This is a genomic window from Demequina lignilytica (assembly GCF_030418375.1).
Lineage (GTDB): Bacteria > Actinomycetota > Actinomycetes > Actinomycetales > Demequinaceae > Demequina > Demequina lignilytica.
The window spans coordinates 288,213-313,489 of sequence record NZ_JAUHPZ010000002.1 but is presented as its reverse complement, the minus strand read 5'-3'; the positions used below and the strand labels follow the sequence as shown (position 1 = coordinate 313,489).

Here is a 25,277-nt window from a genome sequence, read left to right as displayed (position 1 = left end):
GCGGGACGATGCGCGTGTCGGATCAGGCGGGCGTCTCGCGGGTCGCGCGGATCGCGTCGAGCACGCGCTGGCGCAGGGCGTCAGGCGCCGTCTCGTGACGGGTCTGGTTGACGAGCCTCTTGATCTTCTCGTTGATCTTGTGCTCCGCCTCGCACGGCGGACACGTTTTGAGGTGCTCCCCGATCCGGTGGATCTCCTCCTCGGGGAGCTCGTGGTCGATGTACTCGAAGAGCCTGTCGAGGGCCTCCTCGCATTCGGGCTCAGGCATCGCAGACACCTCCGTCCTTCTTCTCCTGCTTGGGCTTGACCGGCGTCTTCTCGTAGAGGCCGCGCTCGGCGGCGTAGTCACGGAGCTTCTCGCGCAGCAGCTTGCGGCCACGGTGCAGCCGCGACATCACGGTCCCGACGGGGGTGTCCATGATCTCGGCGATCTCCTTGTAGGCGAACCCCTCCACGTCGGAGAGGTAGACCGCCATCCGGAAGTCCTCGGAGAGCTCCGACAGCGCCCGCCTGATCTCGTCGTCGCCGAGCGAGTCCAGCGCGTGGTCCTCCGCCGACGCGAGGCCGCTGGACGTGTGCTCGGCGGCGGCCGCGAGCTGCCAGTCCTCCACGCTCTCCGCGTCCGACCGCTTCGGCTCCCGCTGCTTCTTGCGGTAGCTGTTGATGAAGGCGTTGGTCTGGATGCGGTACAGCCACGCCTTCAGGTTGGTGCCCATGGTGAACTTGTCGCGCGCGGCGAAGGCCTTGGCGTAGGTCTCCTGGACCAGGTCCTCCGCGTCTGCGGCGTTGCGCGTCATGCGCAGCGCGGCGGCGTAGAGCTGGTCCATGTAGGACAGGGCCTCGACCTCGAAGTCGGCGGCTGGATCGGCATGCTGAGTCATCGCCTGCGAGCGTACCCCGGCGCTGGCCGCCGGATGCTCTCGCGAGGCGCGTGGCGTCTCCGCGATGGTGGTCATGGCACCGGCAACGGCACCTGTGCGCGATTCATTCCCGGTTGTCCCGGAAGCCGGTGCCTCGGGCGCTCGCGCTTGCTATCGTCAGAAGCATGCTCCGTGTACTTGCCAGGCCCTTGCTCGCATCGTGGTTCGTCTACGGGGGCGTGCAGAACGCTCTCGAGCCCGAGCGCAACGCCGGCCTGATCGCCCCCACCGTGGAGCCGGCGCTCAAGGAGCTCGGCGTGGAGGAGGTCAAGGCCGTCGACATCGTGAAGGTGCACGGCGCGCTGACCGTCGCCCTCGCGGCCTCGCTCGCGCTGTCGCGCTCGCCGCGCGCCTCGGCCCTGGGCCTCGCGGGGCTCGCCGGCGCCAAGGCGGTCTTCGCGCACCCGTTCTGGAAGGAGACGGACCCGGCCCGCCGCGAGGCGGAGATGGAGCTGTTCCTCAAGGACGTGTCGCTCGTCGGCGGCGTCCTGGTCGCCGCGACCGCCGGCCACTCGGCACGCCACATCGCGCGCAAGAAGGCCAAGAAGGTGAAGGCGAAGGAGAAGGCCGTGGAGGCCAAGGCGGCCGCCAAGGCCGCGAAGTCCAAGAAGCGCGCCGCGTGACACCCGGCCTGGTCCCGGGCACCGGCCCGGGGCAGGTCTGGGACGCGCCCGTCGCGTCGGGCCCTCTCGACGCGACCGTCTCCGTGCCCGGATCGAAGTCGCTCACCAACCGCTTCCTGGTGCTGGCGGCGATCGCCGCGGAGCCCGTGACGGTCCGCGGAGGCCTGCGCTCCCGCGACTCCGACCTCATGATCGGCGCCCTGCGCGGACTCGGCACCGAGGTGGACGACTCCGGCGACGAGTGGCGCGTGACCCCCGGCCCGCTGCGCGGCGGCGCCCACGTCGACTGCGGGCTCGCGGGCACCGTCATGCGCTTCGTCCCGCCGCTCGTGCTCCTCGCCGACGGGCCCGTGAGCTTCGACGGCGACGAGGGCGCCCGCGTCCGCCCGATGGGCCCCCTGCTCGATGCGCTGCGCGCGCTCGGTGCCACCGTCGAGGACGGCGGCACCGGGACGCTGCCGTTCACCGTCACCCCGCCCGCCGCTATCCCCGCGGAGGTGGAGGTCGACTCCTCGTCCTCCTCGCAGTTCGTCACGGGGCTGCTGCTGACGGCCCCGCGCCTGCGCCACGGGCTGACGGTGCGCCACACGGGCGAGACGCTGCCGAGCCTGCCCCACATCGACATGACGTGCGAGACGCTGCGCGAGGCGGGGATCCGCGTGGACCAGCCGGACGAGCGCACGTGGGTGGTGCACCCCGGCGAGATCCGGCCGGGCGACGTGCGCGTCGAGCCCGACCTGTCGAACGCCGGCCCGTTCATGGCGGCGGCCCTGGTCGCGGGCGGCACGGTGCGCATCCCGGGCTGGCCCGACGTGACCACGCAGCCGGGCGCGTACTACCCCGAGCTGCTCACCCGCATGGGCGCGACGTGCACGCTCGACGGCGACGTCATGACGGTCAGCGGCACGGGCCGCATCGCCGGGATCGACGCCGACCTGTCTCCCGCCGGCGAGATCACCCCGACCATCGCGGCGCTGTGCGCTCTCGCGGACGGGCCGTCGCGGCTCACCGGGATCGGTCACCTGCGCGGCCACGAGACCGACAGGCTCGCCGCCATCGCCACCGAGGTCGAGCGCCTGGGCGGGACCTGCCACGCGGACGACGACTCGCTCACGTTCGGCGGGATGCCCGCGGAGGGGCTGGCCGGGGCGGTCATGGAGACCTACCACGACCACCGCATGGCGACCTTCGCCGCGATCGTCGGTCTGGCGGTCCCCGCGGTGAAGGTGCTCGACGTCGGCACCACCTCGAAGACGATGCCGGGCTTCCCTCAGATGTGGGTGGGCATGCTCGGCTCGGACCGCTGAGCAGCCCTCACAGGGTGACGCGCGCGCCCGTCTCGTGGGAACGGATGATCGCGTGCGCCACCTCGAGCGCGCGGCGACCTGCGCGCGCGTGCACCGGCGGCGCCTCACCCGCGCGGAAGGCCGCCAGCACCGCCGCGACGTGGCGGTCGAACGTGTATTCGAACGTGCGCGCCTCGTCGTCGAAGTAGCCCGCCTCCCACACGCTCCTCGTCGCCTCCCCGGCGCGCGACACGGTCAGCCGCTTGACGGTGTCCTCGATCAGGAGCCGGCCGCGCGTCCCGTTGACCTCCACGAGGTGCGTGGCGGGATACGCGTACGAGGAGTCGTAGGTGCCGACCAGCGAGCCCACGGCGCCGCTCGCGAATCTCAGCGCGACCGCGAGCGTGGTGAACGTGCCCGGCAGCGTCATGTCGGTCATCTGCGCCGCGACCGAGCGGATCGGGCCGCACAGGTGCTCGAGCATGTCGATCCCGTGCACCTGCGTCTCGATGAGGTTGGCGTGGGGGCTGGTCCCGATGTTCGCCTCGCCGCCGAAGCGCCAGGTCGCGAAGACCACCTCGCCCAGCTCGCCCGCGTCGATGGCCGCCTTCGCCCGTGCGACCGGCTCCGCGTACCGGTGATTGAGGTTGATCGCGAAGAACAGCCCGCGCGCGTCCGCCTCGGCGAGCAGGGCGTCCGCCTCCTCCATAGAGAACACCAGCGGCTTCTCCACCAGCAGCGGCACGCCGCGGCCCAGCAGGTGCAGCGTGGGCGCGAAGTGCGCCTCGTTGGGCAGGCACACCGTGACCAGGTCCGGTCGCGCCTCGTCGAGCATCGCGTCGACGTCGGTGAACGGCACGGTGTCGAAGGCCTCCGCCCGCGCCGCGGTGCGGTCGGGATCGCGGCCCACGATCCCGACCAGGTCGGTGTCGCGGCGGCGGGAGAAGATCCGCGCGTGCTGCGCCGCCCAGGCGCCCGTGCCCACCACCCCGACCCTCAGCCTGTCGCCCATGACACGCTCCCTCCGTCTCCTCCGAGCGTAGGACCGTCGCCGGCCGCCCGCCCGCCCGCGCCGCATCGGTACCCTGGTGGCATGCCTCGGACCCCGGACATCCTGTGAGCGACTGGAGCCGCTACGACGAGTCCGACGCGCGCGTGCGCCCCAGCAGGCGCGGGTCCCGGCCGCGGACCAAGATCCGTCCGGCGCACGAGGAGGCTGTCGACGGCACGGTGATCGCGGTCGACCGTGGGCGCTACACGGTCCAGGTCCACGACGGCGAGGTGGTGATGGCCGTCAAGGCGCGCGAGCTCGGGAGGCGTGGCCTGGTGATCGGCGACCGGGTGAAGGTGGTCGGCGACGTCACGGGCGAGCCCGACACCCTCGCCCGCGTGGTCAGGCGGCTCGAGCGGCGCAGCTCGCTCAGCCGTACCGCGGACGACACGGACCCGACCGAGCGGGTGATCGTCGCCAACGCGGACCAGCTCGCGATCGTCACGGCGCTGGCCGACCCCGAGCCCAACGCGCGCATGATCGACCGCTGCCTGGTCGCCGCCTTCGACGCCGGCATGACGGCGCTGCTGGTGCTGACGAAGGCCGACCTCGCGAGCGCGGACGAGCTGCGTGCGGCCTACGAGCCGTTGGGCGTCACCGTGATCGAGACCTCGGTGAAGCGCGACGGCGGCCCGGAGGCGGATCCTGGCTTCGTGCGATTCCGCGAGGAGCTCCACGGCCTCACCACCGTCCTGGTCGGCTACTCCGGCGTGGGCAAGTCGACGCTGGTCAACGCGCTCGTGCCGGACGCGGGGCGCGCCGTGGGCGTGGTGAACGACGTCACGGGCCGCGGGCGCCACACATCGACGTCCGCGATCCGCTACGAGGTTCCGACGGGCGGGTGGATCGTCGACACCCCCGGCGTACGCTCCTTCGGGCTCGCGCATGTCGACCCGGAGCGGTTCATCCACGCCTTCCCGGACGTCTCCGAGGCGACCGACGAGCGGTGCCCCCGCGGCTGCACCCACGAGAGCGCGGAGCTGGGCTGCGAGCTCGACGCCTGGGCCGGCGACGACCCGGCACGGCGGGCGCGCGTCGACTCGATCCGCCGCCTGCTCGCCTCCCGCGCCGCCGGCGAGACGTACTGACGCCCCCCCTTCCGTTCCCCCTCCTCTCCCCGGACAGCGCGCACGGAATCCGTGGCGACACGCCGGGTCCCATGGCCCGATCGGGTGCGACACGCCGCCGACCCGGGACCGACTCCGTGCGGACTGTCCGGTGGGGGTGCGCTCAGGGTGCGGGGCGGCTGTCGGACCCCGGCGCACTAGCCTGGGCGCATGACCCCGGGACCGTACGCCGACGACCTGCTGCTCGCCCTCGCCATCGCCGACGCGGTGGACGCGGTGACCCTGCCGAACTTCGCGACCGGCGAGCTCACCGTCGAGACCAAGCCCGACGACACCCCGGTCACCGCCGTCGACCGGGCGGCGGAGCGCACCGCGCGCGACCTGATCGCCCAGCATCGTCCCGACGACGCGTTCGTGGGCGAGGAGTACGGCACCACCGGGACCGGCGCCCGCCGGTGGGTGGTCGACCCCATCGACGGCACCAAGAACTTCATCCGCGACGTCCCCGTCTGGGCGACGCTCATCGCCCTCCTGGACGGGGACGATGCCGCGGTCGGCGTGGTCTCCGCGCCCGCCCTCGGGCGGCGCTGGTTCGCGGCCCGTGGCCAGGGCGCGTGGCTCGGGGCGTCGGAGGCGACGGCGCGACGGATCACGGTGTCGGATGTCGCGTCGCTCGATCAGGCCTCGCTGTCCTACTCGGACCTGGCGGAATGGCGGGAGTTCGGGCGGCTCGACCAGTTCCTCGGGCTGATGGACAGCGTGTGGCGCACCCGCGCGTACGGGGACTTCTGGAGCTACATGATGGTCGCGGAGGGCGCGGTCGACATCGCCACCGAGCCCGAGCTCGCGCTCTACGACATGGCGGCGCTCGTCGCGATCGTCGAGGAGGCCGGAGGCCGGTTCACCGGCGTCGACGGCACGCCCGGACCTCACGGCGGCAACGCGCTGGTCACCAACGGCCTGCTGCACGACGAGGTGATGCGCCGCCTCGCCTGACCTGCGTCGTGTCAGCCCAGGTGGGCGATCTCGGACGCGTCGTACCAGAGCAGGTCGCGCTCGGCGAGCCTGTCCGCGGCGTCCTCGTCGCCCGCGGCGGCACCCGCCGCATCGTCGCCCGCCTCGGCCTCGTCCATGAACGCGCAGGCGATGGCGGACGTCGGGATGCGACCGGTGAGGCGGACCGCCGCCGGGCTCACGTCGGGCGCGGCCTCCGACTCCGAGCGCGACACCTCGGCGACGATCACGAGGCGCAGCGGCGCGCCGAGGTCCTCGAGCGAGGCCCACGCGGCGACGTCGAGCACCACCTCGGCGAGCTCGTCGTCGTCGTCGCTGTCGACCAGGTCCAGCAGCGGCCCGGTGACCGCGAAGCCCAGCGGCGGCTCCCACATCCCGGACGTGATCGTGGGGATCTGGTCGGGACGGGCGGGGATGTACACGCGCATGGCCTCAGTCTGGCACCGGGACCGCCCCGGGCCGCGAGGCGGCGCGCGCGTCGGCGAGGACCGCGTGGGCGAGCGACTCGATCGACCGCCGCAACGGAGATCGGGGAGCGGCCTGCGCGAGCGTGCGGGCGTCGCGCAGCGCGTCGTCGCACGCGGGACCGTCCCACGGCAGCGGCCAGAGCTCGTCGAGCGAGGTGTGCCGCGCCATCACCGAGGCGATGGCGTCCGCGGGGTTCGGCCCGGCCACCGACGCCCGCACCCGGTTCACGACGACCGCGGCTCCCGCAGCCAGGTCGGGCACCGCGGCCACGAGCCTGGCGAGCTGCGGCGGCTCCGCGGACCCGACCATCACGACCGCGTCGGCCGCGAGCACCGCGCCCGCGGCGGCCGTGTCCCGCTCGCCTCCGACGCGGGCCGCCGTGTCGAGGACCACGACGTCAGCGGAGGCCCTCAGCACCGGCCACAGCGGCTCCAGGGCGGCGTCGGAGAGCTCCGCCCAGCGCGACGCATGCGCCAGGCCGGTGACGACCCGCAGCCGCGGGCCGACCGCGAGCGCATGCCTCTCGAGCAGCGACGACGGGTCGGAGCCGCGGACCGAGCCGTGCGCCAGCGCGGCGATCCCCGCCGACTCGTCCTGGACCCCGAGCACCGTCGCGACGGCGGCGCCGACCGTGTCGAGGTCGACGAGCAGGACCTCGTGGCCGCCTGCCGCGAGCTCGGCCGCGACGTTGACCGCGACCGTGGTCCGTCCCGGCGCGCCACCGGTGCCGCCGACCGTGATCACGATCCCCGCGCCCGCGGCGCCGGCCGGGACCTCCGCCCGCGCCGGCTCCTCCTGCACCGGCTGCCGGGCGCCGATCGCGGCGACCCGCACCGCCTCGACCAGGTCCGTGCCGGCCACCGGCACCCCGAGCCCGGCCAGCGTCGCCAGGTCGTCGGGCCCGGCGGCCACCCCCACCGCGCCCACGCCTGCGTCCGCGACGGCCCGCAGCGCGTCCCGGTCGAGCCTCGGCTGCGGCGAGACCACCAGGACGTCGCAGAGGCCCGCGCGCGCGACCGCGACCGCCTCCGCGAGGTCGGCGCATCGGCGCACCACCGTCAGGCCGGGGTCGGCGTCGAGCGCCTCGACCACCTCGATCTCGCGCGCACCGGTGACCGCGACGATCACCCCCAGAGTCCCCATCAGCCGCTCCCGAGCACCGCGATCGCGCCCTCGTCGGCGAGCGCGTCCAGCAGGGCTCCGACGTCGGCGGACGGGACGACCACGTAGACCGTCTCCTCGCCGGCGGCGAACCCGCCCGTGTCCTCGTCGACCGCCGAGACGGGCAGCGCCTCGCCGATCCGCCTGCTCGCGGTGCCGTCCGCCGGCGTGAGCCAGACGTCCACCAGCGCCCCGGGGACGACGCCCTCGGCGAGAGGCTGCGACACGCTCACCGCGACCGGGCGGCCGTCGAAGTCCGCGGGCTCGGCCAGGGCCGCCACGGGAACGAGCTCCCCGGCACCGACCGGGCGCGTCACGGTCATCCCCCAGGGCTCGACCGCGTCGGGCTCGGCGTAGCCGTCGCCCACGCGCACGTCGACCACGACCAGGTCGGCCGGCTCCAGCACCACGCCCGGCGCGAGCGCGTGGCGTGCGGCGTACACGGGCTCCGTCCGGTCGGCCGAGCGCAGCAGCAGCGCCGTCCCGGCGACGGCGATCGCGATCAGCAGCACACCCACGATGAGGCGCGGGTCCCTCCATCCCGGGCGGCGCAGCCGCACGGGCACCGGGCGCGTCGCAGCGTCCATCGGCGGCCCCCCTTCGCCAGATGACCTCATCATGCCTGGTCGCGGAGCTGAACGAAAGGGCTGTGGAGGGAGCACGGCCGCCCTTCGCGCCCGTGCCACAATGCAGGCATGGAGCCCCGCTTCCTGAAGCTGAGCGATGTGCAGGAGATCCTCAACATCTCCTCGCCGCAGGCGTACGCGTTGGTGCGATCGGGCGAGCTGCCCGCGATCCAGGTCGGGGGACGCGGGGTCTGGCGCGTCGAGCGTGCCGAGCTCGAGGCCTACATCGAGCGGCAGTACGCGGCAGCCCGCGAGCAGGTGAAGGAGCGCGAGCCCCGCTAGAACGGACGCTCGGGCGCCGCGCGGAGGATCCTGACGGCTGCGAGCGCGACCGTGCGCACCGGTCCGTCACCCTCGAGGTCCACGTGGTCGGCGCCGACCCCGACCAGCGCGCCCGCCGCGGTTCCCGCTCCCGTCTCGACCACCACCCGCGCGCGCTGCTCCGCGAGCGACCGCAGCATCGAGGTGAGACGGAGGCGGGACTCGACCACGCCGCGCGCGGCGACGCGCCGGGCCAGGCTCTCGGCGAGCACGATCGCGTGCTCGGGGATCAGTGCCTCGCCGCCATCCATGTCGAGCAGCACCCCGTCCGCGGCGACCGACCGCAGGGTCCCCCGGATCCGCAGCCCGCCCTCGAGGACCAGCACGAGCTCGCCGCCCCGGTGGGCGGCGAGCCGCGCGGACATGGCGACCGCCGACCGCTCGGCGACCACGCGCTCGGCGACCTCGGCGGCGAGCTCGGCACGCTGCTCGGCCGCGAGCCGCGCCTCCAGGTCGTCGAACAGCCGCTCCCATCGCATGGCGCCACGCTACCGCCGTCCCCCATCTGCGCCCACCGGTCGACATCACCGTGGCGGTCGTGTAGACCAGATGACATCAAACAGCATCAAACAACATCAAAGGGGCATGATGATGAGTAGGAACGATGCGCGCGTCGGGGCCGCCGCACCCCTCGCGATCGCGGTCGCGGCACCGGTGCTCACCTCCGCGGCCGGGTGGCTGACGTACCGGCTGGGCTCGACGACCGACTGGTCACGGTGGACTCCGTCCGACGCGGCCGCGGTCGGGATCGGCGTGCTCGCCACGGTGGCCGGCCTGCGGTTCGTGACCGACGTCGCCTCCGCGTGGCGGGCCCTGCGCCGCGGTCGGCCGGTCCCCGCGCGGACCGGCCGCCTCGCAGCCGCCGCGGCGGGCTCCCTGCTCGCGCTTCTGGCCGGGACGGGCGCCGCCACCGCGTCGACCGAGACCCCTCCCGTCGGATGGCTGCCGGTCGAGCACACCGCGCCATCGCCCTCGCCGTCGGCGTCCGCGTGGACGACCCCGCTCGGGTCCGGACCTCCGGAGGCGCTGCGGGCACCCGCGGGGACGCCGCCGTCGCCCGGTGCGACCCCGACCTCGTCCGTGCCATCGGGCCCATCCGTCCCCCCGCCGACGCGGACCTCGACCTCGACCTCGACCGGCGATGCGACCCAGGTGCACGTGGTCGTCGCCGGCGACTCGCTGTGGCGGATCACCGCCGCGCTGCTCGGCGACGGCCCGAGCGACGCACGCATCGCGGAGGCCTGGCCCGACCTCTATCGCGCCAACCGCGCGGCCATCGGCGACGACCCGGGGATGATCAGCGTCGGGATGCGGCTCGAGGTGCCGCCCACCCTGGGGGGTGGACGATGAGCGCCGAGCCGCTCGGCGCGACCGGGCGGTCGCCGGTCCGCCGGGACGTCTACGGGCGCGCCCGCGCCGTGCTCGGCGACCCCTCGCCCCTGGCCTGCACCGTCACGCTCACCGCGATCCAGGTCGCTCGGGGCGGCGACGGGATCGACACGCTCCTGCGATGGATCACCCCGGAGCTCAGGGACGCGCTCACGCGGCAGCACTCCCTGTCCCGGCGCGCCGGACGTCGCGGGGCCCCCGACGCCCGGATCGTCAGGGCCCGGGTGTGCCGGGTGTCGCGCGACGCCGCCGAGGTGAGCGTGATCGCGGCGGTGGGCGAGCGCACGCACCCCGTCGCCATGCGGCTCGAGGACTGGTCCGGACGCTGGGTGGTCACGGTGCTCGACCTCGGCTGACCGCCGCACTGACGCCGGGAGGGCGGCACCCGTGCGGGTGCCGCCCTCCCGGCGAGGCTCGGGGCCGTCAGGCCTCCGCGCCCTCCTCGTTCCTGCCGTGGCACATCTTGTACTTGCGGCCCGAGCCGCAAGGGCACGGCGAGTTCTTGCCGGCGCCCTCGAAGACGCGGCCGTCCTCCCACGGCTTGAGGCCCGACGGGCCCTTCTCGATCGTGGCCGCGCCCGTCCCGTCCTGCGACGGACCGGAGAACGTCATCGCGCCCATCGTCGACCGGACGGGGCCGCCTGCGGTGCCCGTGGCCGGGGTCGCGACCAGGCGCTGGCCGGCCGGTCCGGCGGCCGTGGCCGCACCGCCGCCGGCGAGACGCTGCGCGGGGTTGGCCGCGCCCTGCGTGCGGGCCTGCGCCACCGCGTTCGCCTGCGCGGCGGCGTTGGCCTGCGCGACCTGAGCCGCGGAGTCGGGCGTCACCGGCGCCTGGTTCTCGCGCTTCTCGACGCGGAACAGGATGGACACGGCCTGCTCCTTGATCGCATCGGTCATCGCCTCGAACAGCTGGAAGCCCTCGCGCTGGTACTCGATCAGCGGGTCGCGCTGACCCATCGCGCGCAGGCCGATGCCCTCCTTGAGGTAGTCCATCTCGTACAGGTGCTCGCGCCACTTGAAGTCGAGGACCTGCAGCAGCACCTGCCGCTCGACCTGACGCATGATCTCAGCGCCGATGCGCTCCTCGACCACCTCGTACTGGACCTTCGCGTCGGCGACCAGCTCGCGCTCGAGGAACGCCGTCGACAGCCCGGAGAGATCGCCGGCCTCCTCGATCAGCTCGTCGCGCGTGAGGCTCACGGGGTACACGGTGTGGAGGTCCTTCCACAGCGCCTCGAGGTCCCAGTCGTCGGGCGATCCGACCGCGGTGGACGAGCGCACGTCGTCGGAGACCACGTCCTCGACGAAGGTCAGGATCTGCTCGCGCAGGTCCTCGCCGTCGAGCACGCGCCGGCGCTCCGCGAAGATCACCTTGCGCTGGTCGCTCATGACGTCGTCGTACTTGAGGATGTTCTTGCGGATCTCGTGGTTGCGGCCCTCGATCTGGGCCTGCGCGCTGCGCACGCCGCGCGTCAGCACCTTGGACTCGATCGGCATGTCGTCCGGCAACGCGCCCGAGTTCATCACGGTGGACGCGAGGCCGGACTGGAACATCCGCATCAGGTCGTCCTCGAGCGACAGGTAGAACCGGCTCTCGCCGGGATCGCCCTGGCGGCCAGAGCGGCCGCGCAGCTGGTTGTCGATGCGGCGCGACTCGTGACGCTCCGTGCCCAGGACGTAGAGGCCGCCCGCCTCGAGCACCTCGTCGCGCTCGGCCGCGGTCTCCTCCTGCGCCGCCGCGAAGACGTCCTTCCAGACCGACTCGTACTCCTCCGGGCTCTCCTTCGGGTCGAGCCCGCGCTCGTGCATCTGGGCGACCGCGCGGAACTCGGGGTTGCCGCCGAGCATGATGTCGGTGCCGCGGCCGGCCATGTTGGTGGCGACGGTGACGGCGCCCTTGCGTCCCGCCTCGGCGACGATCGCCGCCTCCTGGGCGTGCTGCTTGGCGTTCAGGACGGTGTGCTTGATCCCGCGCTTGCGGAGCTCCTTGGACAGGTTCTCCGACTTCTCGACGGACACCGTGCCGACCAGCACCGGCTGGCCCTTGGCGTTGCGCTCGAGGATGTCGTCGATCACCGCGGTGAGCTTGGCCGCCTCGTTCTTGTAGAGCAGGTCCGACTGGTCGGCGCGGATCATCGGCCGGTTGGTCGGGATCGGGATCACGCCCATGCCGTAGGTGGAGTGCAGCTCCGCGGCCTCGGTCTGGGCGGTTCCGGTCATGCCCGCGAGCTTCTCGTACTGGCGAAAGTAGTTCTGGAGCGTGATCGAGGCGTAGGTCTGGTTCTCCGCCTTGATCGGCACGCGCTCCTTGGCCTCGATCGCCTGGTGGAGGCCCTCGGAGTAGCGACGCCCCTTGAGGAGGCGCCCGGTGTGCTCGTCGACGATGTCGACCTCACCGCCCTGGACCACGTAGTCGACGTCCTTCTTGAACAGCTCCTTCGCCTTGATGGCGTTGTTGAGGAAGCCGATCAGCGGCGTGTTGGCGGGGTCGTACAGGTTCTCGATCCCGAGCGCCTTCTCCACCTTGTCGATGCCGGGCTCGAGGATGCCGACCGCCCGCTTCTTCTCCTCGACCTCGTAGTCCTCGCCCGCCGTCATCTCCTTGACCAGCCGCGCGAACTCCACGTACCAGCGGTTGTTGTCCGCGGACGCCGGCCCGGACACGATGAGCGGGGTGCGCGCCTCGTCGATGAGGATCGAGTCGACCTCGTCGACGATCGCGTAGTGGTAGCCCCGCTGGACCAGCTGGGCCGGCTGGAGGGCCATGTTGTCGCGCAGGTGGTCGAAGCCGAACTCGTTGTTGGTGCCGTAGGTGATGTCCGCCTCGTACTGCTGGCGGCGCACCTCCGGGGTCTGGTTCGCGACGATGCAGCCGGTGGTCATCCCGAGGAACCGGAAGACGCGGCCCATCAGCTCGGACTGGTAGCCGGCAAGGTAGTCGTTGACCGTGACGATGTGGACGCCCTTGCCGTCGAGGGCGTTGAGATAGGCGGGCAGCGTCGCGACCAGGGTCTTGCCCTCACCGGTCTTCATCTCCGCGATGTTGCCGTGGTGGAGCGCGCCGCCACCCATGATCTGGACGTCGAAGTGGCGCATCCCGAGGGTCCGTCGCGCGGCCTCGCGCACGGCCGCGAAGGTCTCGGGCATCAGGGAGTCGAGACTCTCGCCGCCCTGCCGGCGCTCCTTGAACTCGTCCGTGAGCGCGCGGAGCTCCTCATCGGACATCTCCTGGTAGGCCTCCTCGAGGGCGTTGGTGAGCGTCACCACCTTCTCGAGGCGGCGCAGCTCGCGCCCTTCGCCCACACGGATGATCCGGTCCAGCAGTGCCACGTCTCGCTCCTCGCGTACCGTCGTTAGTCCCCGACCATCGTAGGCGGTCAGTGGAGGGACTCGGGCTCGTCTCGCTGTGGGCGCAACAGGACCACCGCCGCGCCCAGCAGGAGGCCTCCCACGATGCCGAGCGGGCCGAGCCTCTCCGCGAAGATGAGCGCCGCCGCGATGGCGGCGACGAGCGGCTCGAGCAGCGCCACGATGGTCGCGACGAACGGCGGAACGGACCGCAGCCCCGTGAGGTACGCGACATACGCGAGCGCGGTGATGAGCACGCCCATGGCGATGGTCAGCGCCCATCCGTAGCCGTCAGACGCGGCGCCGATGCCCGTCGCGGCCGCGGCGGGGACCAGCAGCAGGCCGCCGAAGGTGAAGGCGAAGGCCGTGTGCTCGACGGGCCCGAGGCCGGGCACCTCGTGGCGGTTGACCACCGTGATCGCCGCGAACGTGGCTCCCGCGCCGAGCGCGATCAGCGCGCCGAGCGGCCCGTTCCGCCCGGTGTCGAGCGACCCGCTCAGCAGCAGCGCGAGCCCGCCGAGCGCGAGGGCTAGCGCGATCAGCGTGGTCGCGGGCGGCCGCCGGCGGTCGGTCGCCCAGTCGTAGGCGGCGACGAACACGGGCGCGGAGCCGATGCCGATGAGCGTCGACAGGCCCACGGACGAGTACGAGATCCCGAGGAAGTAGCAGGCCTCGAACGCCGCGGTGAGCGCACCGGTGAGCAACGCGCGGCGCCACTGGGCCGCGCTCAGGCGCCGCAGCGTGCCGCGGACCGCGAGGTAGGCGAGCAGGGCGACGCCCGCGACCAGCATCCGCCACATGGCGATCGACAGGGCGCCGATCCCAGCGTGGTCGCCGAGCAGGGTGCCGGTGATGCCGCCGAAGCCCCACAGGGTCGCCGCCAGCACCACGGAGAGGAAATGACGGGGCCGCACCCCCGAAACCTATCCGGTGGTGCGGCCCCGTCGGGACGATGCGATCAGGCGCTCTCGCGCTCCGCCTCCTCCGCCTGGACGCCGGCGTCGGACTGCTCGAGGTGGATCACCCCGTAGGTCCAGCCGCGGCGCCGGTAGACCGCCGAGGCGAGCCCGGTGTCCGCGTCGTGGAACAGGAAGAAGTCGTGGCCGACCAGCTCCATGTGGTCGAGCGCGTCGGCCACCGTCATCGGCGGCGCGGCGTGCGTCTTCGAGCGGATCACGATCGGGGTGCCGTCGATGGGGATCTCGCGGTGCGACCCCTCGGGGGCACCCTCCCACGCCTCGACGCTCGCGACCCGCTCGTCGCCCTCCGCCGGCTCGGGCGCCGGCGGGACCGAGTGGAGCCCGGTCTTGCCCTGGTGACGGTGAACCTTCCGCTCATGCAGCTTGCGCAGCTGCTCGACGAGCTTCTGGATGGCGGCGTCGAGGGCGATCATGCGGTCCTCGGCCGACGCCTCCGCGCGCACGACCCGGCCTCCGCGGACCGTGATCTCGACGCGTTCGCGCTCGTTTCCGTGCTTCGGGTTCCTCTCATGGACCACATGGACGTCCGCGCGAGTCGCCCGCGGCGCGAGCGTCTCGATCTTCTCCATCTTCTCGAAGATCTTCTGGCGGAGGTCCTCGGAGACCTTGGTGTGGCGTCCGACGATGGCGATGTCCATGACGAAAACTCCTTCTGTTCTCACTGTGACCGCTCGGCGGCCAGGGGCAAGGGAGGGGCGGCGCTTCTCGCGCCTGATACATCACCTCCTCGCCTGGAAGGTGTTCGACGATCATCGTCCTGGACCTCCTACAGTAGCGCGCTCCCCTGCCGGCTGTGCACCCCCGGCGCGACGGCCAGCAGGAGCGCCCCGACGGGCACCGCGGGGCCCGCCTGAAGCGCCTGGGCCGCGCGCGCGAGGGTGGCCCCGGTGGTCACCACGTCGTCCACCAGGAGCACGGGTCGCATCGGCCCGCGGACCGCCGCGAGCGCGACCGGGGCCTCGCCGCGCCAGCGCCCGCGATCCCCCGCTCCGCGTGAACGTCCCCGCGCGGGACGCAGCAGGCTCCGGGGAGATGCCGAGACTCCCGCGTCACGGAGCCCGGCCGCGGCGCCCCGCGCGAGCAGGCCCGGAAGGTCCGCGCCACGCCGACGCGTGTGCGCCGCGCGCGCGGGGCACGGCACCACGTCGACCTCCCCGCAGGCGGCGGCCAGCGCGGGGGCCACCACCGCCGCGGCGCGGCGCATCGCCGCCGTCAGGTCGCGGTCGAGGTCGCGCCGCCCGCCGTCCTTCCAGGCGGAGACGGTGCCGTGAGCCGATCCCTCGAGCACCGTGATCGACCAGGCGGGCAGGGGCGGGTCGAGCACCTCGAGGCGAGCCGCGGACGTCTCGCACCGCACCGGCTCCTCCCACCAGGGCGCTCGGCACTCCTCGCACCAGCGCTCGTCGGGGGCGTCGCAGCCCGGGCAGTCGACCGGCAGCGCGAGCCGCGCGGCGCCCACCGCCGATCGCCACACACCGGCCATCCGCATCCCACCAGGATGGCGCGCGCGAGCACGACGCAGCGTCCCCAGGCGCCCGCGGCGCGCACCGGCCGGGCCCGGGACCCGGCCGTGGACATCAGCCCGCGTACGCGAGGTCCTGGATCCCGGTCGCGATGCCCGCCCACCCGGTGCCGGCGCGCTCGCGCACGGCGCCGTCCGCGGAGACCAGGGTGATCGACCGGTCACCGTGCCGGGCGGAGATGGCGACGGCGTCGGGCACCGTCGAGTCCTCGGTGGTCCTGCCGCCGACGGTCGCGAGCCACAGCGGCACCGTCTCGTCGCCCGATCGCGTGCCAAGCAGCCCGACGGTGAGGTCGTCCACCCAGATCGCGTCGGCCACCTCGCGGACGTTCGCGCCCACGGCGAGGGGCTCGCCGACGCTCACGGGCTCTCCGCCGTCTGCCCTCACCACGGCGGCCACCTCGACCACCGTCTGCGAGCCCGCGCGGGAGACCACCAGGACGCGGGATCCGTCGCGGGACACTGACAGCCCGACAGGCTCGCGGCCGGCGAGCCACTGCGTGTCGAGCCGCAGCACGCCGCCCACGCCGTCGACCGCGATGAGCCGCGTGGGGTCGGAGGCCTCCGCGCTCCACAGCCATCCGAACCGGTCGAAGCTGGGTGCGAGCAGGCTGTTGCCCTCGAGCACGGGCTCTGCGCCGATGCTCCCGGTCGGCGTCGCGAGGTCCGCGTCGTAGTCCTGGAGCGAGTCGACGCCGCCGGCGAGCGCGTCCGAGACGACGATGCGCGTGCCTCCGATGCGGTACGCCACCCGGGCGTCGTCGTAGGCGAGGGCGAGGGCGTCGGCGCCGTCGGGCACCGCTCCCGCGTCCTCGGCGGTGACCCGCAGCGCGTCGCCGTCCCACAGGCCCAGCCGCCCGCCCGCGATGACCGCGGCGAGCGGGTCGGCGATCGGATCGCGCGACAGGTCCGCCTCCTCGGCGGACAGCGGCACCCCGCCCACGCTCGTGGTGACATCACGGATGCCGGGCAGCGCCGTCAGGGTGAGCCGGAGCTGCGCGAGCGCGAGCGCCCGCTCGTCCGCGCTGCCGGCCGACTCGCCGGTGAGCCCGACGGCGGCGACCCCGTCCGTCACGACGACCGAGTCGACGGCGAGCGCGGAGCCGGCCGGGAAGCCGGTGGCCACCCCGGCGGCCAGCCACGCCGAGGGCCCCGCGACCAGCTCGCGGGCCGCCCACGTCGCGACGTTCGTCAGGGGCAGCCACCGCAGCTCGGGGACCGCCGCCGACTGGTCCGGCGTCGCGAAGATCAGGCTGACGGACTGGAACAGGCGCGTGAAGTTCGCCTCGGCGAGCAGCGAGCCGTCGTCGAGCTCGGCGATCCGCCACTGGCCCTCGTCATCCTGCGCCATGGTGAACTTGAGCTGCGTCTGCGTGCCGTCGGCCGCCTCGACCATGCGGCCCGCGCCGTCCAGCCGCGCCGCGACCGGGACCGCGTAGACCACGGTGCCGGCGGCCTCGTCGTAGTCGGGCGTGAGGGCGCCCGAGTCGAACACCGTGATCTGGGCGAGCGGGTCCCACGACGCCCTGGCCTCGGCCGTCAGGTACTCGCGCGCCACGGAGAAGTCGGAGGCGAAGCCCGCCGCGGTCGCGCGGATGAAGCCCGACACGATCGCGGTGACCGGGTCGTCGACGCGGGGCCCCTCGGCGAACGGGACGAACGGGTCGACGCTCTCGACCTGCCCTCCGCCCTCGTTGACGGGACCCGACGTCGGGATGGTCGCGCATGCCGCGAGGACGACCGCGATCACCGCCGCCCATGCCGCCAGCCGTAGCCTCACCGGTTCACCTCCCTGCGGTCCGCCTCGAGCGGGACCCGTGTCGCGATCGTGTTGTAGTCGAGCTCCGCGATCACCAGCGGCAGCGGCGGATGCTGGCCGAGCCCGCGCGAGGTGCGCGGCAGCTCGAGCCTGAAGCTCGCCCCCTTGCCCGGCAGCCCCCACGCCTCCAGCTTGCCGCCATGGAGCTGTGCGTCCTCGCGCGCGATCGAGAGCCCGAGCCCGGTGCCGCCCATGGTGCGGGCGCGCGCCGCGTCCGCGCGCCAGAACCGGTCGAACACCCGGTTGACCTGCTGCGGCGTCAGGCCGATGCCGTAGTCGCGCACCACCACCGCCACCGCTCGCTTGCTCGACGCGACCACGACGTCGACGGGCCGGCGCTGGGCGTGCTCGATCGCGTTCGACAGCAGGTTGCGGACGATCCTCGCGACCCGCGGCCGGTCCATCGACGCGACGTGGTCGCCCGCGGCGACCCACAGCCGCAGCTCCACGCCCTCGCGGCGAGCCGCCGGCACCATCGCCTCCGTCTGGTCGCGCACCACGTCGGCGAGGGACATGTCGTCGAACTCCAGTTGCGCGGCGCCCGCGTCGATGCGCGAGATCTCGAGGAGGTCGGACAGCAGGGTCTCGAAACGGTCGATCTGCGCGTCGAGCAGCTCGGCCGATCGCGCCACGGCCGGGGGGAAGCCCTCGCGGGCGTCGTGGAGGACGTCGGAGGCCATGCGGATGGTGGTGAGCGGCGTGCGCAGCTCGTGCGACACGTCGGACACGAAGCGTCGCTGCAGCCGCGACAGCTCCTCCATCCGGGTGATCTGGCGCTGCAGCGACTCGGCCATCTCGTTGAAGGTGCGCGCAAGGGTCGCCATCTCGTCCTGACCCCGCACGGTCATGCGCTCCGACAGGATGCCCTCCGCCAACCGCGAGGCGACCCGCGCCGCCTGCCGGACGGGGCGCACGGTCTGGCGCGACACCTGGAGGGTGAGCAGGCCGAGCAGGATCATGAGCGCGACCGCGCCGGCGCCGAGCACACGCTGGATGAGGCTGAGGGTCGCGGCCTCGTCGGCGAGCGAGTAGACGAAGTAGAGCTCGTAGTCCCCCGCGACCCGGATCGTGATCATCGACCCGACGACCACGCCCGGGTCTCCCGTCCCCGGCATCTCCACGAACTGCCACGGCTGGGTCACGTCGGACTCCACGGCCTCCCGCATCTCGGGGCTGATCACCCCGACCAGGTCGGTGGACGTCACCGGCGTCGAGAGCAGCACGCCGGACGTGTTGGTCGGGTCCCGCAGCAGGACCAGTCCGCGGGTGTCGCCGCCCAGCGTCCCGAGGCCGTCGAACAGGTCGTTGACCAGCTGCTGCAGGTCGCCGGGGGTCTCCGCCGTCGACGCGTCCACGGTCTGCTGCGCGGAGTCCGCGTCGCGCGCCGTCTCCGCGAGGATCCGGTCGACGCGGGTCTGGACCAGCCCGTCGCGGATCTGCGAGGAGATGGCGGCGCCGATGATGCCGACCGCCGTGAGGCCCAGCACCAGCGTGGTGGCGACCACCCGGAGCAGCAGCGAGCCGCGGAACCTGCGCCAGACCCGGCGCGGCCGTGACGCCAGGTTGGCCCACAGCGAGCGCGGGGTGAGCCTCACGACCCGATGCCACCCGCCTTGTAGCCCACGCCGCGGACGGTGACGATGATCTCCGGGTTCTCGGGGTCGCGCTCGATCTTGGCGCGCAGCCGCTGGATGTGGACGTTGACCAGGCGCGTGTCGGCGGCGTGCCGGTAGCCCCACACGTCCTCGAGCAGCACCTCGCGGGTGAAGACCTGACCCGGGGTGCGCGCGAGGGTCACCAGCACGTCGAACTCGAGGGGTGTGAGCGGGATCAGCTCGCCGTCCCGCATCACCCGATGCCCGGTGACGTCGATCTCGAGGTCCGCGACCCTGACCACCGCCGGCGTCGCGTTGTCGTTGCGGCGCAGGCGCGCGCGGACGCGCGCGATCAGCTCGCGCGGCTTGAAGGGCTTCGGCACGTAGTCGTCCGCCCCGGACTCGAGCCCGAGCACCACGTCGACCGTCTCGGACTTCGCCGTGAGCATGATGATCGGCACGCCCGACTCCGCGCGGATCTCCCGGCAGATGTCGATGCCGCTCTTCCCGGGCAGCATCAGGTCGAGCAGGATGACGTCGGGGTTCGTGGCGCGGAACGCGCCCACCGCCTCGTCGCCGTGGTCGCAGAACACGGTCTCGAAACCGTCCCCGCGCAGCACGATGCCAAGCATCTCCGCCACGGCAGGGTCATCGTCGACCACCAGGATCTTCGCCGTCATGCACCCATTATGCCGACGCCCCCCGACCGCACCATGCAGGCGTGGCAGGATGGGGCGCATCGACCGGGGGGAGCGCGCGGATGACGGACCAGCAGGGCACCTCGGGATGGGCCGCGCCCGGTGGCGCGCCGACCCCGGCGGGGCCCCCGGTCGGACCGCCCGCGGCGGCGTCCTACCCCCCGCCCTACGTGCCCCCCGGGGGCCCGCCGAGCGCCGCTCCCCCGGCCCCCGGCATCGTCCCTACGCCTCATGCGGCGCCGGCGCCCGCGCCCACCTACCGCTCCTGGCAGCCGGGCATCATGCCGCTGCGACCGTTGAGCTTCGGCGACTTCCTGTCGGTGCCGTTCAAGGCGATGCGGTTCAACCGCGGGGTGGTGCTCGGCGGGCCCCTGCTGCTGACGCTCGTGGCGACGCTCGCGACGGCCGCCTTCATGTGGCTCCTGTTCACCGACCCCTCGCTCGCGATCCTCGACCCGACGTCCGACCTGGGCGGCATCGAGCCGTCCACGGTGCTGGTCGGAGGGATCGCCGTGATCGCGATGCTCCTCGCGGACCTGCTGTCGAGCGCGGTGGTGGCCCCGGCCGTCGCCCGCGCCGTCCTCGGCGAGCGGATCCGGCTGTCGCAGGCCTTCGCCGCGGTCCGGGAGCGGCTGGGCTCGCTGCTGCTGCTCTACCTGATGACCGCGGGCGCGGGCGCGCTGGTGCTCGGCATCGCGCTGGTGCCGATGCTGATGGCCGGCGCCTCCGACGACTCCCTCGGGCTCGGCGTCGGGCTCACCCTGCTGCTGTGGGTCGCCGTGATCCCGGTCGCCTTCCTCATCGGCCTCTTCAGCGGGCTCGCGCGCCCCGTGATCGTGCTCGAGAAGCGCGGTCCGATCGACGCCGTGCGCCGCGTGCTGCGCCTGATCAAGGGCCGGTTCTGGTGGACGGTGCTGATCCTGTTCGTGTCCTCGCTCATCGTGTCGATGGTCGCGGGGGTGTTCCAGCAGATCGGCTCGATCGGCGCGCTGGTGGTCGGGATCGCGGCGCCGGACAACCTCACGCTCATCGCGATCGGCGCGGTGCTGGCCGTGAGCGTCGGGATGGTCGTCTCGTACGTCCTCACGTACTCGTACCTGGGCTCGCTCCTGACGCTGCTGCACATCGACCTGCGCATCCGCCACGAGGGCTTCGACCTGACCCTCGCGGAGGCCGCGGAGGCGAGCCGCCGCGCGTGAGCGAGCGACCGTGAGCGTGATCGAGCCCCCGGTGGTGCCGGGGGCGGACGAGGCACGCCGCTGGGCCGTGGACGAGCTCGCCAAGGACGAGTACGCGAGCGGCGGGGAGTCCTGGCTCGCCCGCGTCCTGGACTGGTTCTCCCGGCTCCTCGACGGTCTGGGCGACGGGGTCGGCGGCGCCGTGGGCCCGTGGGGCGCGATCGGCATCGGGATCCTGGTCGCCGCGGTGCTCGCGCTGATCGTGTGGCTCGTCGTGGGTCCGCTCCGCCGGAACCGCCGACGCACGGTCGAGGCGGAGCTCTTCGACGACGACCGCGACGCGGCAGCGCTCGATGACGACGCCGACAGGGCGGCGCGGGCCGGGGACTTCGCGACGGCCACCATGCACGCCTATCGGGCGACCATCCGCCGGCTGGCCGAGCGCTCCCTCATCGACCTGACCCCCGGCCTCACCGCCCACGAGGCCGCGGAGCTGGGCGGCCGCGCCCTCGCGGAGCTCGCGGTCCCCCTCGCCGTCGACGCGGACGTGTTCGACCGCATCCGGTACGGACACGGAGGCGCGGGACCGGAGGCGTACGCGCACGCACGGGCGACGCTCGAGCGCGCGTCGACGGCGAAGGCGGTGGTGACGTGAGCGTCGGACGCGAGTCGCTGGTGACCACTGACCCCGGGCCGGGGATCGCGGCACGGGCCCGCGGCGGCCGCCCCTGGCTCGTCGCGGTGGTGCTGCTCGCCGCGATAGTGGCGCTGCTGGTGGTGACGTCCCGCCCCAGCGACTACACGCCGCTGTCGACGGAGAACTCCACCGACACGGGGACCCGCGCGCTCGCCCAGATCCTCCGGCAGCATCACGTCGAGGTGACGCAGATCGACCGCCTGAGCCGCGCGGGCATCGCGGACCCCGCTGCCACCACCGTGGTGGTCGCGAACCCCGAGCTGCTCACGTCCGGGCAGCTCGGCTCGCTGGCCGACTACCCGGGCGACCTGGTGCTGCTCGGAGCGGACGACTCCGCGTTCGCCGCGCTCGGCCTCCCCGTCGAGACCGCGCTCGGGTTCCTCCCGGAGGTCGCGGACGCGGCGTGCCAGGATCCCGACGCCGTCGCCGCCGGCGAGGTCCGCGTCGACCACCTCGGCGTGCGCGCGACCGCGGGCGGGGACGTCACGGTCTGCTTCGCCCAGCGCGACGGCGCGGGGGCGATGGCCCGCGTCGAGGACGGCGCCCGCACGCTCACCGTGATCGCCTCGACCGGCCTGGTCACCAACGGCCGGCTGGCGGACCTGGGCCACGCGGCGCTCGCGCTGCGGGTCACCGGCCGGCACCCCGACGTGGTCTGGTACGTCGCGGACGGCTTCGACCCGACCCTGCTCACCTGGGCGGGGGACGATGCGGGCGGCGGCTCGGGCGACGGCGGCGTCGGGCGCGAGACCCTCAGCGAGCTCGAGGCCAGCCCGGACTTCCTGCCCCCGGGCACCGGCACCGCGCTGTACGCGCTCGGCCTCGCCCTGGTGTTCGCCGCGATCTGGCGCGGCCGACGCTTCGGGGCGCTCGTGCGCGAGCCGATGCCGGTGGTGGTGCGCTCATCCGAGGCCACCCGCGGTCGGGCCCGGCTGTACCGCCGGGCGCGCGCGACCGGCCGCTCCGCGGCGGCGCTGCGCGCCGCGACCGCCACCCGGATCGCCCGCCGCATCGGCGTCCCGCGCACCGCCGGCCGGGCCGACCTCGTGGAGTCCATCCGCCGCGCGACCGGCCGCTCGACCGCCGAGATCGAGGCCCTCCTCTACGGCGCCCCGCCGGCCGACGACGCCGCCCTGCTCACGCTCCTCACCGCACTCGACGCTCTCGAAAGCGAGGTACACCGACCGTGACCGACATGCCCGACACCGCACCATCCTCCGAGGGCGCACCGCCGCCCGGCCCGGCGTCCGAGGCTCCCGCGGCATCGTCCGCCCGGGACGCTCTGGGTCGCCTCCGGACCGAGGTGGGCAAGGCCGTGGTGGGACAGGATCCGATCGTCACCGGCCTGGTGATCGCGCTGCTCTGCCGCGGGCACGTGCTGCTCGAGGGCGTGCCCGGCACCGCGAAGACGCTGCTGGTGCGCACCCTGGGCGCGTCGCTCGGCCTCGACACGTCGCGCGTCCAGTTCACGCCGGACCTCATGCCCGGTGACGTCACGGGCTCGCTCGTCTACGACGCCCGCACCGCGGCGTTCTCGTTCCGCGAGGGACCCATCTTCACCAACCTGCTGCTCGCCGACGAGATCAACCGCACGCCCCCGAAGACGCAGTCCGCGCTGCTCGAGGCGATGGAGGAGCGGCAGGTGACCGTCGACGGCGAGGCGCGCGCCCTGCCGACGCCGTTCCTGGTGCTCGCGACCCAGAACCCCGTCGAGTACGAGGGCACCTACCCCCTGCCTGAGGCGCAGCTCGACCGCTTCATGCTGAAGCTCCCCGTCGCGCTGCCGGACCGGGACTCCGAGACCGATGTGCTGCGCCGTCACGCCGCCGGCTTCGACCCGCGCGATCTGGCCGCGGCGGGCGTCTCGGCGGTCGCGAGCGCCGAGGACCTCGAGCAGGGCCGCCGCGAGTCCGCGCAGGTGGAGATCTCGGACGACGTGCTCCGGTACATCGTCGACATCTGCCGGGCCACGCGCGAGGCGCCCTCGGTGGCGCTGGGCGTCTCGCCGCGCGGCGCGACCGCGTTGATGGCGACGTCGCGCGCGTGGGCGTGGATGCGCGGGCGGACCTACGTCGCGCCGGACGACGTCAAGGCCCTCGCCGCCTGGACCCTCGCCCACCGCATCCAGGTGCGCGCCGAGGCCGAGCTCGAGGGCGTCACCGCGACCTCCGTGCTCACGTCCGTGCTGGCGACGGTCCCCGTCCCGCGCTGATGTACCTCACCGGCTGGACGGTCGCGCTCGCGGCGCTCGGGGCGGTCCCCGCGGCGCTGTCCCAGTCGCGCGGCGTGGCGTTCGCGTGGATGCTCGGCGTCGCTCTGCTCGCGCTGCTCGACGCGTGGCTCGCGCCCCGCACCGCGACGGTGGGAGTGCGGCGCGAGGCGCCCGCCTCCGTGCGGCTGACCGAGCCGACGTCCACCCGCCTGGTCGCGGGGCACGTCGGCGGCCGACGACGGGTCCGCGGCGTCCTCCGCGACGCATGGCAGCCGTCCGCGGGAGCCGCGCGGACGCGACACCGGTTCGACCTTGGCCCCGGCGAGGCGGCGACGTTCGCCACCGCGATGCGCCCGACGCGTCGGGGCGACCGGCACGCGGGTCCCGTCACCATCCGGACCGCGGGTCCGCTGCGGCTCGCGGGGCGCCAGCGCTCGGTCGAGGTCCCGGCGCGCCTGCGCGTGCTCCCGGAGTTCGCGTCCCGCAAGCACCTGCCGTCGCGGCTCAAGCGGCTGCGCGAGATCGACGGCAGCACCGCGGTGCGCCTCAAGGGCGCGGGCTCGGAGTTCGACTCGATGCGCGAGTACGTGATCGGGGACGACGTGCGCGCGATCGACTGGCGCTCCACCGCCCGCCGGGGCGAGGTGCTGGTGCGCACCTTCCGCCCCGAGCGCGACCGCCGGGTGCTGATCGCGATCGACTGCGCGCGCCAGTCCGCGGCCCGGGTCGGCGACGCCCCGCGGCTCGATGCGTCGATCGAGGCCGCGCTGCTGCTCGCGGCGCTGGCCTCCCGCGCGGGCGACCGGGTGCAGGCGACGGCGTTCGACCGCTCCGAGCGCGCCCGGGCCGCCGCCACCGGCGAGCAGATCATGCCGCTGCTGGCCGAGGCGCTCGCCACGGTCGAGCCCTCGCTGCTCGAGCCCGACTGGCCCGCGCTGCTGCGGCTCGCCCAGTCGCGGGTGTCCCAGCGCGCGCTGGTGGTCCTGCTCACCACGGTCGACACGTCCGCGACGGACTCCGGACTGCTCGACGCTGTCGCGGCGCTGCAGCGCCACCATCAGGTGCTCGTGGCCTCCGTGGAGGACCCCGAGGTCGCCGAGATGGCGGCCGGCCGGGACGATGCGGCGGCCGCCTACGCGGCCGGCGCCGCGGCCCGGGCGCTGCTCGAGCGTGAGGCCGTCGCGGCGCAGCTGCGCCGGCTCGGCGCCGAGGTGGTGCTCGCCGCACCGGACTCCCTCGCGCCCGACGTCACGGACCGCTACCTGGCGCTCAAGGCGGCCGGCCGGCTCTGACGTCGCCTCG

The 25,277-nt window shown here is 73.9% G+C and carries 26 protein-coding genes; 12 read left to right on the top strand and 14 right to left on the bottom strand.

Going from position 1 to position 25,277, the window contains the following annotated elements; translation table 11 throughout:
* Window positions 1-22: 22 nt before the first annotated feature.
* Together rsrA and QQX13_RS05090 are read right to left on the bottom strand one after the other, a co-directional pair.
* The gene (rsrA, locus tag QQX13_RS05095) at window positions 23-268 is read right to left on the bottom strand and encodes a mycothiol system anti-sigma-R factor (protein WP_301119952.1); all 246 of its coding nucleotides are present in this window, start codon (window positions 266-268) and stop codon (window positions 23-25) included.
* Complete coding sequence (locus QQX13_RS05090; protein WP_436968557.1) at window positions 261-956, bottom strand: sigma-70 family RNA polymerase sigma factor; 696 nt, start codon at window positions 954-956, stop codon at window positions 261-263. Before QQX13_RS05090 ends, rsrA begins: the two co-directional genes overlap by 8 nt.
* Window positions 957-1,045: 89 nt before the next feature.
* Between QQX13_RS05090 and QQX13_RS05085 the strand changes: the two genes are divergently transcribed.
* The gene (locus QQX13_RS05085) at window positions 1,046-1,543 is read left to right on the top strand and encodes a hypothetical protein (protein WP_301152689.1); all 498 of its coding nucleotides are present in this window, start codon (window positions 1,046-1,048) and stop codon (window positions 1,541-1,543) included.
* The gene (gene aroA, locus QQX13_RS05080; RefSeq protein WP_301152687.1) at window positions 1,540-2,850 is read left to right on the top strand and encodes a 3-phosphoshikimate 1-carboxyvinyltransferase; all 1,311 of its coding nucleotides are present in this window, start codon (window positions 1,540-1,542) and stop codon (window positions 2,848-2,850) included. The genes QQX13_RS05085 and aroA overlap by 4 nt, the downstream gene beginning before the upstream one ends.
* 7 nt (window positions 2,851-2,857) lie before the next feature.
* Here the strand turns inward: aroA and QQX13_RS05075 are convergent, their stop codons facing one another.
* The gene (locus QQX13_RS05075; RefSeq protein WP_301152685.1) at window positions 2,858-3,841 is read right to left on the bottom strand and encodes a Gfo/Idh/MocA family protein; all 984 of its coding nucleotides are present in this window, start codon (window positions 3,839-3,841) and stop codon (window positions 2,858-2,860) included.
* Window positions 3,842-3,945: 104 nt separating this feature from the next.
* On the opposite strand from QQX13_RS05075, the gene rsgA reads away from it, so the two are divergent.
* Both rsgA and hisN read left to right on the top strand, forming a co-directional pair.
* Window positions 3,946-4,968 (top strand): ribosome small subunit-dependent GTPase A, encoded by a 1,023-nt coding sequence (gene rsgA / locus QQX13_RS05070; protein ID WP_301152684.1) that lies wholly within the window; start codon window positions 3,946-3,948, stop codon window positions 4,966-4,968.
* Window positions 4,969-5,157: 189 nt separating this feature from the next.
* Window positions 5,158-5,943, top strand: a complete 786-nt coding sequence (gene hisN / locus QQX13_RS05065; RefSeq protein WP_301152683.1) for a histidinol-phosphatase — start codon at window positions 5,158-5,160, stop codon at window positions 5,941-5,943.
* Between the two features lie 11 nt (window positions 5,944-5,954).
* Here hisN and QQX13_RS05060 read toward each other — a convergent pair whose 3' ends face one another.
* From QQX13_RS05060 to QQX13_RS05050, 3 genes are read right to left on the bottom strand one after another with little or no spacing between them, the layout of a single operon-like run.
* Window positions 5,955-6,389, bottom strand: a complete 435-nt coding sequence (locus QQX13_RS05060) for a DUF6912 family protein (RefSeq protein WP_301152682.1) — start codon at window positions 6,387-6,389, stop codon at window positions 5,955-5,957.
* A gap of 4 nt (window positions 6,390-6,393) precedes the next feature.
* A complete protein-coding gene (locus QQX13_RS05055) occupies window positions 6,394-7,572 on the bottom strand; it encodes a CpaE/TadZ family protein (RefSeq protein ID WP_301152681.1) in 1,179 nt (392 codons plus the stop codon).
* A complete protein-coding gene (locus QQX13_RS05050; RefSeq protein ID WP_301152679.1) occupies window positions 7,572-8,177 on the bottom strand; it encodes an SAF domain-containing protein in 606 nt (201 codons plus the stop codon). Before QQX13_RS05050 ends, QQX13_RS05055 begins: the two co-directional genes overlap by 1 nt.
* A gap of 108 nt (window positions 8,178-8,285) precedes the next feature.
* On the opposite strand from QQX13_RS05050, the gene QQX13_RS05045 reads away from it, so the two are divergent.
* On the top strand, window positions 8,286-8,498 hold the full coding sequence (locus tag QQX13_RS05045) for a helix-turn-helix domain-containing protein (RefSeq protein ID WP_301119932.1): 213 nt from the start codon (window positions 8,286-8,288) through the stop codon (window positions 8,496-8,498).
* Here the strand turns inward: QQX13_RS05045 and QQX13_RS05040 are convergent.
* Window positions 8,495-9,016 carry a hypothetical protein gene (locus QQX13_RS05040; protein WP_301152677.1) on the bottom strand — a complete coding sequence of 174 codons (522 nt, stop codon included), beginning with the start codon at window positions 9,014-9,016 and terminating at the stop codon, window positions 8,495-8,497. The two genes, QQX13_RS05045 and QQX13_RS05040, sit on opposite strands and share 4 nt — an antisense overlap.
* A gap of 106 nt (window positions 9,017-9,122) precedes the next feature.
* Here QQX13_RS05040 and QQX13_RS05035 point away from each other — a divergent pair, with 106 nt between their 5' ends.
* Both QQX13_RS05035 and QQX13_RS05030 read left to right on the top strand, forming a co-directional pair.
* Window positions 9,123-9,887: a LysM peptidoglycan-binding domain-containing protein gene (locus QQX13_RS05035; protein ID WP_301152676.1), complete on the top strand. Its 765-nt coding sequence runs from the start codon at window positions 9,123-9,125 to the stop codon at window positions 9,885-9,887.
* Window positions 9,884-10,282 (top strand): Rv3235 family protein, encoded by a 399-nt coding sequence (locus QQX13_RS05030; protein WP_301119926.1) that lies wholly within the window; start codon window positions 9,884-9,886, stop codon window positions 10,280-10,282. Before QQX13_RS05035 ends, QQX13_RS05030 begins: the two co-directional genes overlap by 4 nt.
* 67 nt (window positions 10,283-10,349) lie before the next feature.
* On the opposite strand, the gene secA is transcribed toward QQX13_RS05030, so the two are convergent.
* From secA to mtrA, 7 genes are all read right to left on the bottom strand, one after another.
* Window positions 10,350-13,256, bottom strand: a complete 2,907-nt coding sequence (gene secA / locus QQX13_RS05025) for a preprotein translocase subunit SecA (RefSeq protein WP_301119924.1) — start codon at window positions 13,254-13,256, stop codon at window positions 10,350-10,352.
* Between the two features lie 47 nt (window positions 13,257-13,303).
* Window positions 13,304-14,188 carry a DMT family transporter gene (locus QQX13_RS05020; RefSeq protein WP_301119917.1) on the bottom strand — a complete coding sequence of 295 codons (885 nt, stop codon included), beginning with the start codon at window positions 14,186-14,188 and terminating at the stop codon, window positions 13,304-13,306.
* Between the two features lie 44 nt (window positions 14,189-14,232).
* Window positions 14,233-14,892, bottom strand: coding sequence for a ribosome hibernation-promoting factor, HPF/YfiA family (hpf, locus tag QQX13_RS05015; protein WP_301119915.1), 660 nt, complete (start codon window positions 14,890-14,892; stop codon window positions 14,233-14,235).
* A 128-nt stretch (window positions 14,893-15,020) separates the two neighbouring features.
* The gene (locus tag QQX13_RS05010) at window positions 15,021-15,743 is read right to left on the bottom strand and encodes a ComF family protein (protein ID WP_301152674.1); all 723 of its coding nucleotides are present in this window, start codon (window positions 15,741-15,743) and stop codon (window positions 15,021-15,023) included.
* Between the two features lie 88 nt (window positions 15,744-15,831).
* Complete coding sequence (locus tag QQX13_RS05005; RefSeq protein ID WP_301152673.1) at window positions 15,832-17,556, bottom strand: LpqB family beta-propeller domain-containing protein; 1,725 nt, start codon at window positions 17,554-17,556, stop codon at window positions 15,832-15,834.
* Window positions 17,553-19,190, bottom strand: coding sequence for an MtrAB system histidine kinase MtrB (gene mtrB / locus QQX13_RS05000; RefSeq protein ID WP_301119909.1), 1,638 nt, complete (start codon window positions 19,188-19,190; stop codon window positions 17,553-17,555). Before mtrB ends, QQX13_RS05005 begins: the two co-directional genes overlap by 4 nt.
* Window positions 19,187-19,870, bottom strand: a complete 684-nt coding sequence (gene mtrA / locus QQX13_RS04995; RefSeq protein ID WP_301119906.1) for an MtrAB system response regulator MtrA — start codon at window positions 19,868-19,870, stop codon at window positions 19,187-19,189. Before mtrA ends, mtrB begins: the two co-directional genes overlap by 4 nt.
* Window positions 19,871-19,950: 80 nt before the next feature.
* Here mtrA and QQX13_RS04990 point away from each other — a divergent pair, with 80 nt between their 5' ends.
* From QQX13_RS04990 to QQX13_RS04970, 5 genes are read left to right on the top strand one after another with little or no spacing between them, the layout of a single operon-like run.
* Entirely contained in the window at window positions 19,951-21,087 is a 1,137-nt protein-coding gene (locus QQX13_RS04990) for a DUF8558 domain-containing protein (protein WP_301119904.1), read from the top strand.
* Between the two features lie 10 nt (window positions 21,088-21,097).
* Window positions 21,098-21,721 (top strand): DUF4129 domain-containing protein, encoded by a 624-nt coding sequence (locus QQX13_RS04985; protein WP_301119902.1) that lies wholly within the window; start codon window positions 21,098-21,100, stop codon window positions 21,719-21,721.
* The gene (locus tag QQX13_RS04980; protein ID WP_301152671.1) at window positions 21,718-22,953 is read left to right on the top strand and encodes a DUF4350 domain-containing protein; all 1,236 of its coding nucleotides are present in this window, start codon (window positions 21,718-21,720) and stop codon (window positions 22,951-22,953) included. Before QQX13_RS04985 ends, QQX13_RS04980 begins: the two co-directional genes overlap by 4 nt.
* 5 nt (window positions 22,954-22,958) lie before the next feature.
* Window positions 22,959-23,975, top strand: a complete 1,017-nt coding sequence (locus QQX13_RS04975) for an AAA family ATPase (RefSeq protein WP_301152670.1) — start codon at window positions 22,959-22,961, stop codon at window positions 23,973-23,975.
* A complete protein-coding gene (locus QQX13_RS04970) occupies window positions 23,975-25,267 on the top strand; it encodes a DUF58 domain-containing protein (protein ID WP_301119896.1) in 1,293 nt (430 codons plus the stop codon). The genes QQX13_RS04975 and QQX13_RS04970 overlap by 1 nt, the downstream gene beginning before the upstream one ends.
* Window positions 25,268-25,277: the final 10 nt, after the last annotated feature.

Coding starts and splice junctions, on each gene's coding strand:
- rsrA (WP_301119952.1), bottom strand. CDS start 268: ATGCCTGAGCCCGAATGCGAGGAGGCCCTCGACAGGCTCTTCGAGTAC.
- QQX13_RS05090 (WP_436968557.1), bottom strand. CDS start 956: ATGACCACCATCGCGGAGACGCCACGCGCCTCGCGAGAGCATCCGGCG.
- QQX13_RS05085 (WP_301152689.1), top strand. CDS start 1,046: ATGCTCCGTGTACTTGCCAGGCCCTTGCTCGCATCGTGGTTCGTCTAC.
- QQX13_RS05075 (WP_301152685.1), bottom strand. CDS start 3,841: ATGGGCGACAGGCTGAGGGTCGGGGTGGTGGGCACGGGCGCCTGGGCG.
- hisN (WP_301152683.1), top strand. CDS start 5,158: ATGACCCCGGGACCGTACGCCGACGACCTGCTGCTCGCCCTCGCCATC.
- QQX13_RS05060 (WP_301152682.1), bottom strand. CDS start 6,389: ATGCGCGTGTACATCCCCGCCCGTCCCGACCAGATCCCCACGATCACG.
- QQX13_RS05055 (WP_301152681.1), bottom strand. CDS start 7,572: ATGGGGACTCTGGGGGTGATCGTCGCGGTCACCGGTGCGCGCGAGATC.
- QQX13_RS05050 (WP_301152679.1), bottom strand. CDS start 8,177: ATGGACGCTGCGACGCGCCCGGTGCCCGTGCGGCTGCGCCGCCCGGGA.
- QQX13_RS05045 (WP_301119932.1), top strand. CDS start 8,286: ATGGAGCCCCGCTTCCTGAAGCTGAGCGATGTGCAGGAGATCCTCAAC.
- QQX13_RS05040 (WP_301152677.1), bottom strand. CDS start 9,016: ATGCGATGGGAGCGGCTGTTCGACGACCTGGAGGCGCGGCTCGCGGCC.
- QQX13_RS05035 (WP_301152676.1), top strand. CDS start 9,123: ATGATGATGAGTAGGAACGATGCGCGCGTCGGGGCCGCCGCACCCCTC.
- QQX13_RS05030 (WP_301119926.1), top strand. CDS start 9,884: ATGAGCGCCGAGCCGCTCGGCGCGACCGGGCGGTCGCCGGTCCGCCGG.
- hpf (WP_301119915.1), bottom strand. CDS start 14,892: ATGGACATCGCCATCGTCGGACGCCACACCAAGGTCTCCGAGGACCTC.
- QQX13_RS05010 (WP_301152674.1), bottom strand. CDS start 15,743: ATGCGGATGGCCGGTGTGTGGCGATCGGCGGTGGGCGCCGCGCGGCTC.
- mtrA (WP_301119906.1), bottom strand. CDS start 19,870: ATGACGGCGAAGATCCTGGTGGTCGACGATGACCCTGCCGTGGCGGAG.
- QQX13_RS04990 (WP_301119904.1), top strand. CDS start 19,951: ATGACGGACCAGCAGGGCACCTCGGGATGGGCCGCGCCCGGTGGCGCG.
- QQX13_RS04975 (WP_301152670.1), top strand. CDS start 22,959: ATGCCCGACACCGCACCATCCTCCGAGGGCGCACCGCCGCCCGGCCCG.
- QQX13_RS04970 (WP_301119896.1), top strand. CDS start 23,975: ATGTACCTCACCGGCTGGACGGTCGCGCTCGCGGCGCTCGGGGCGGTC.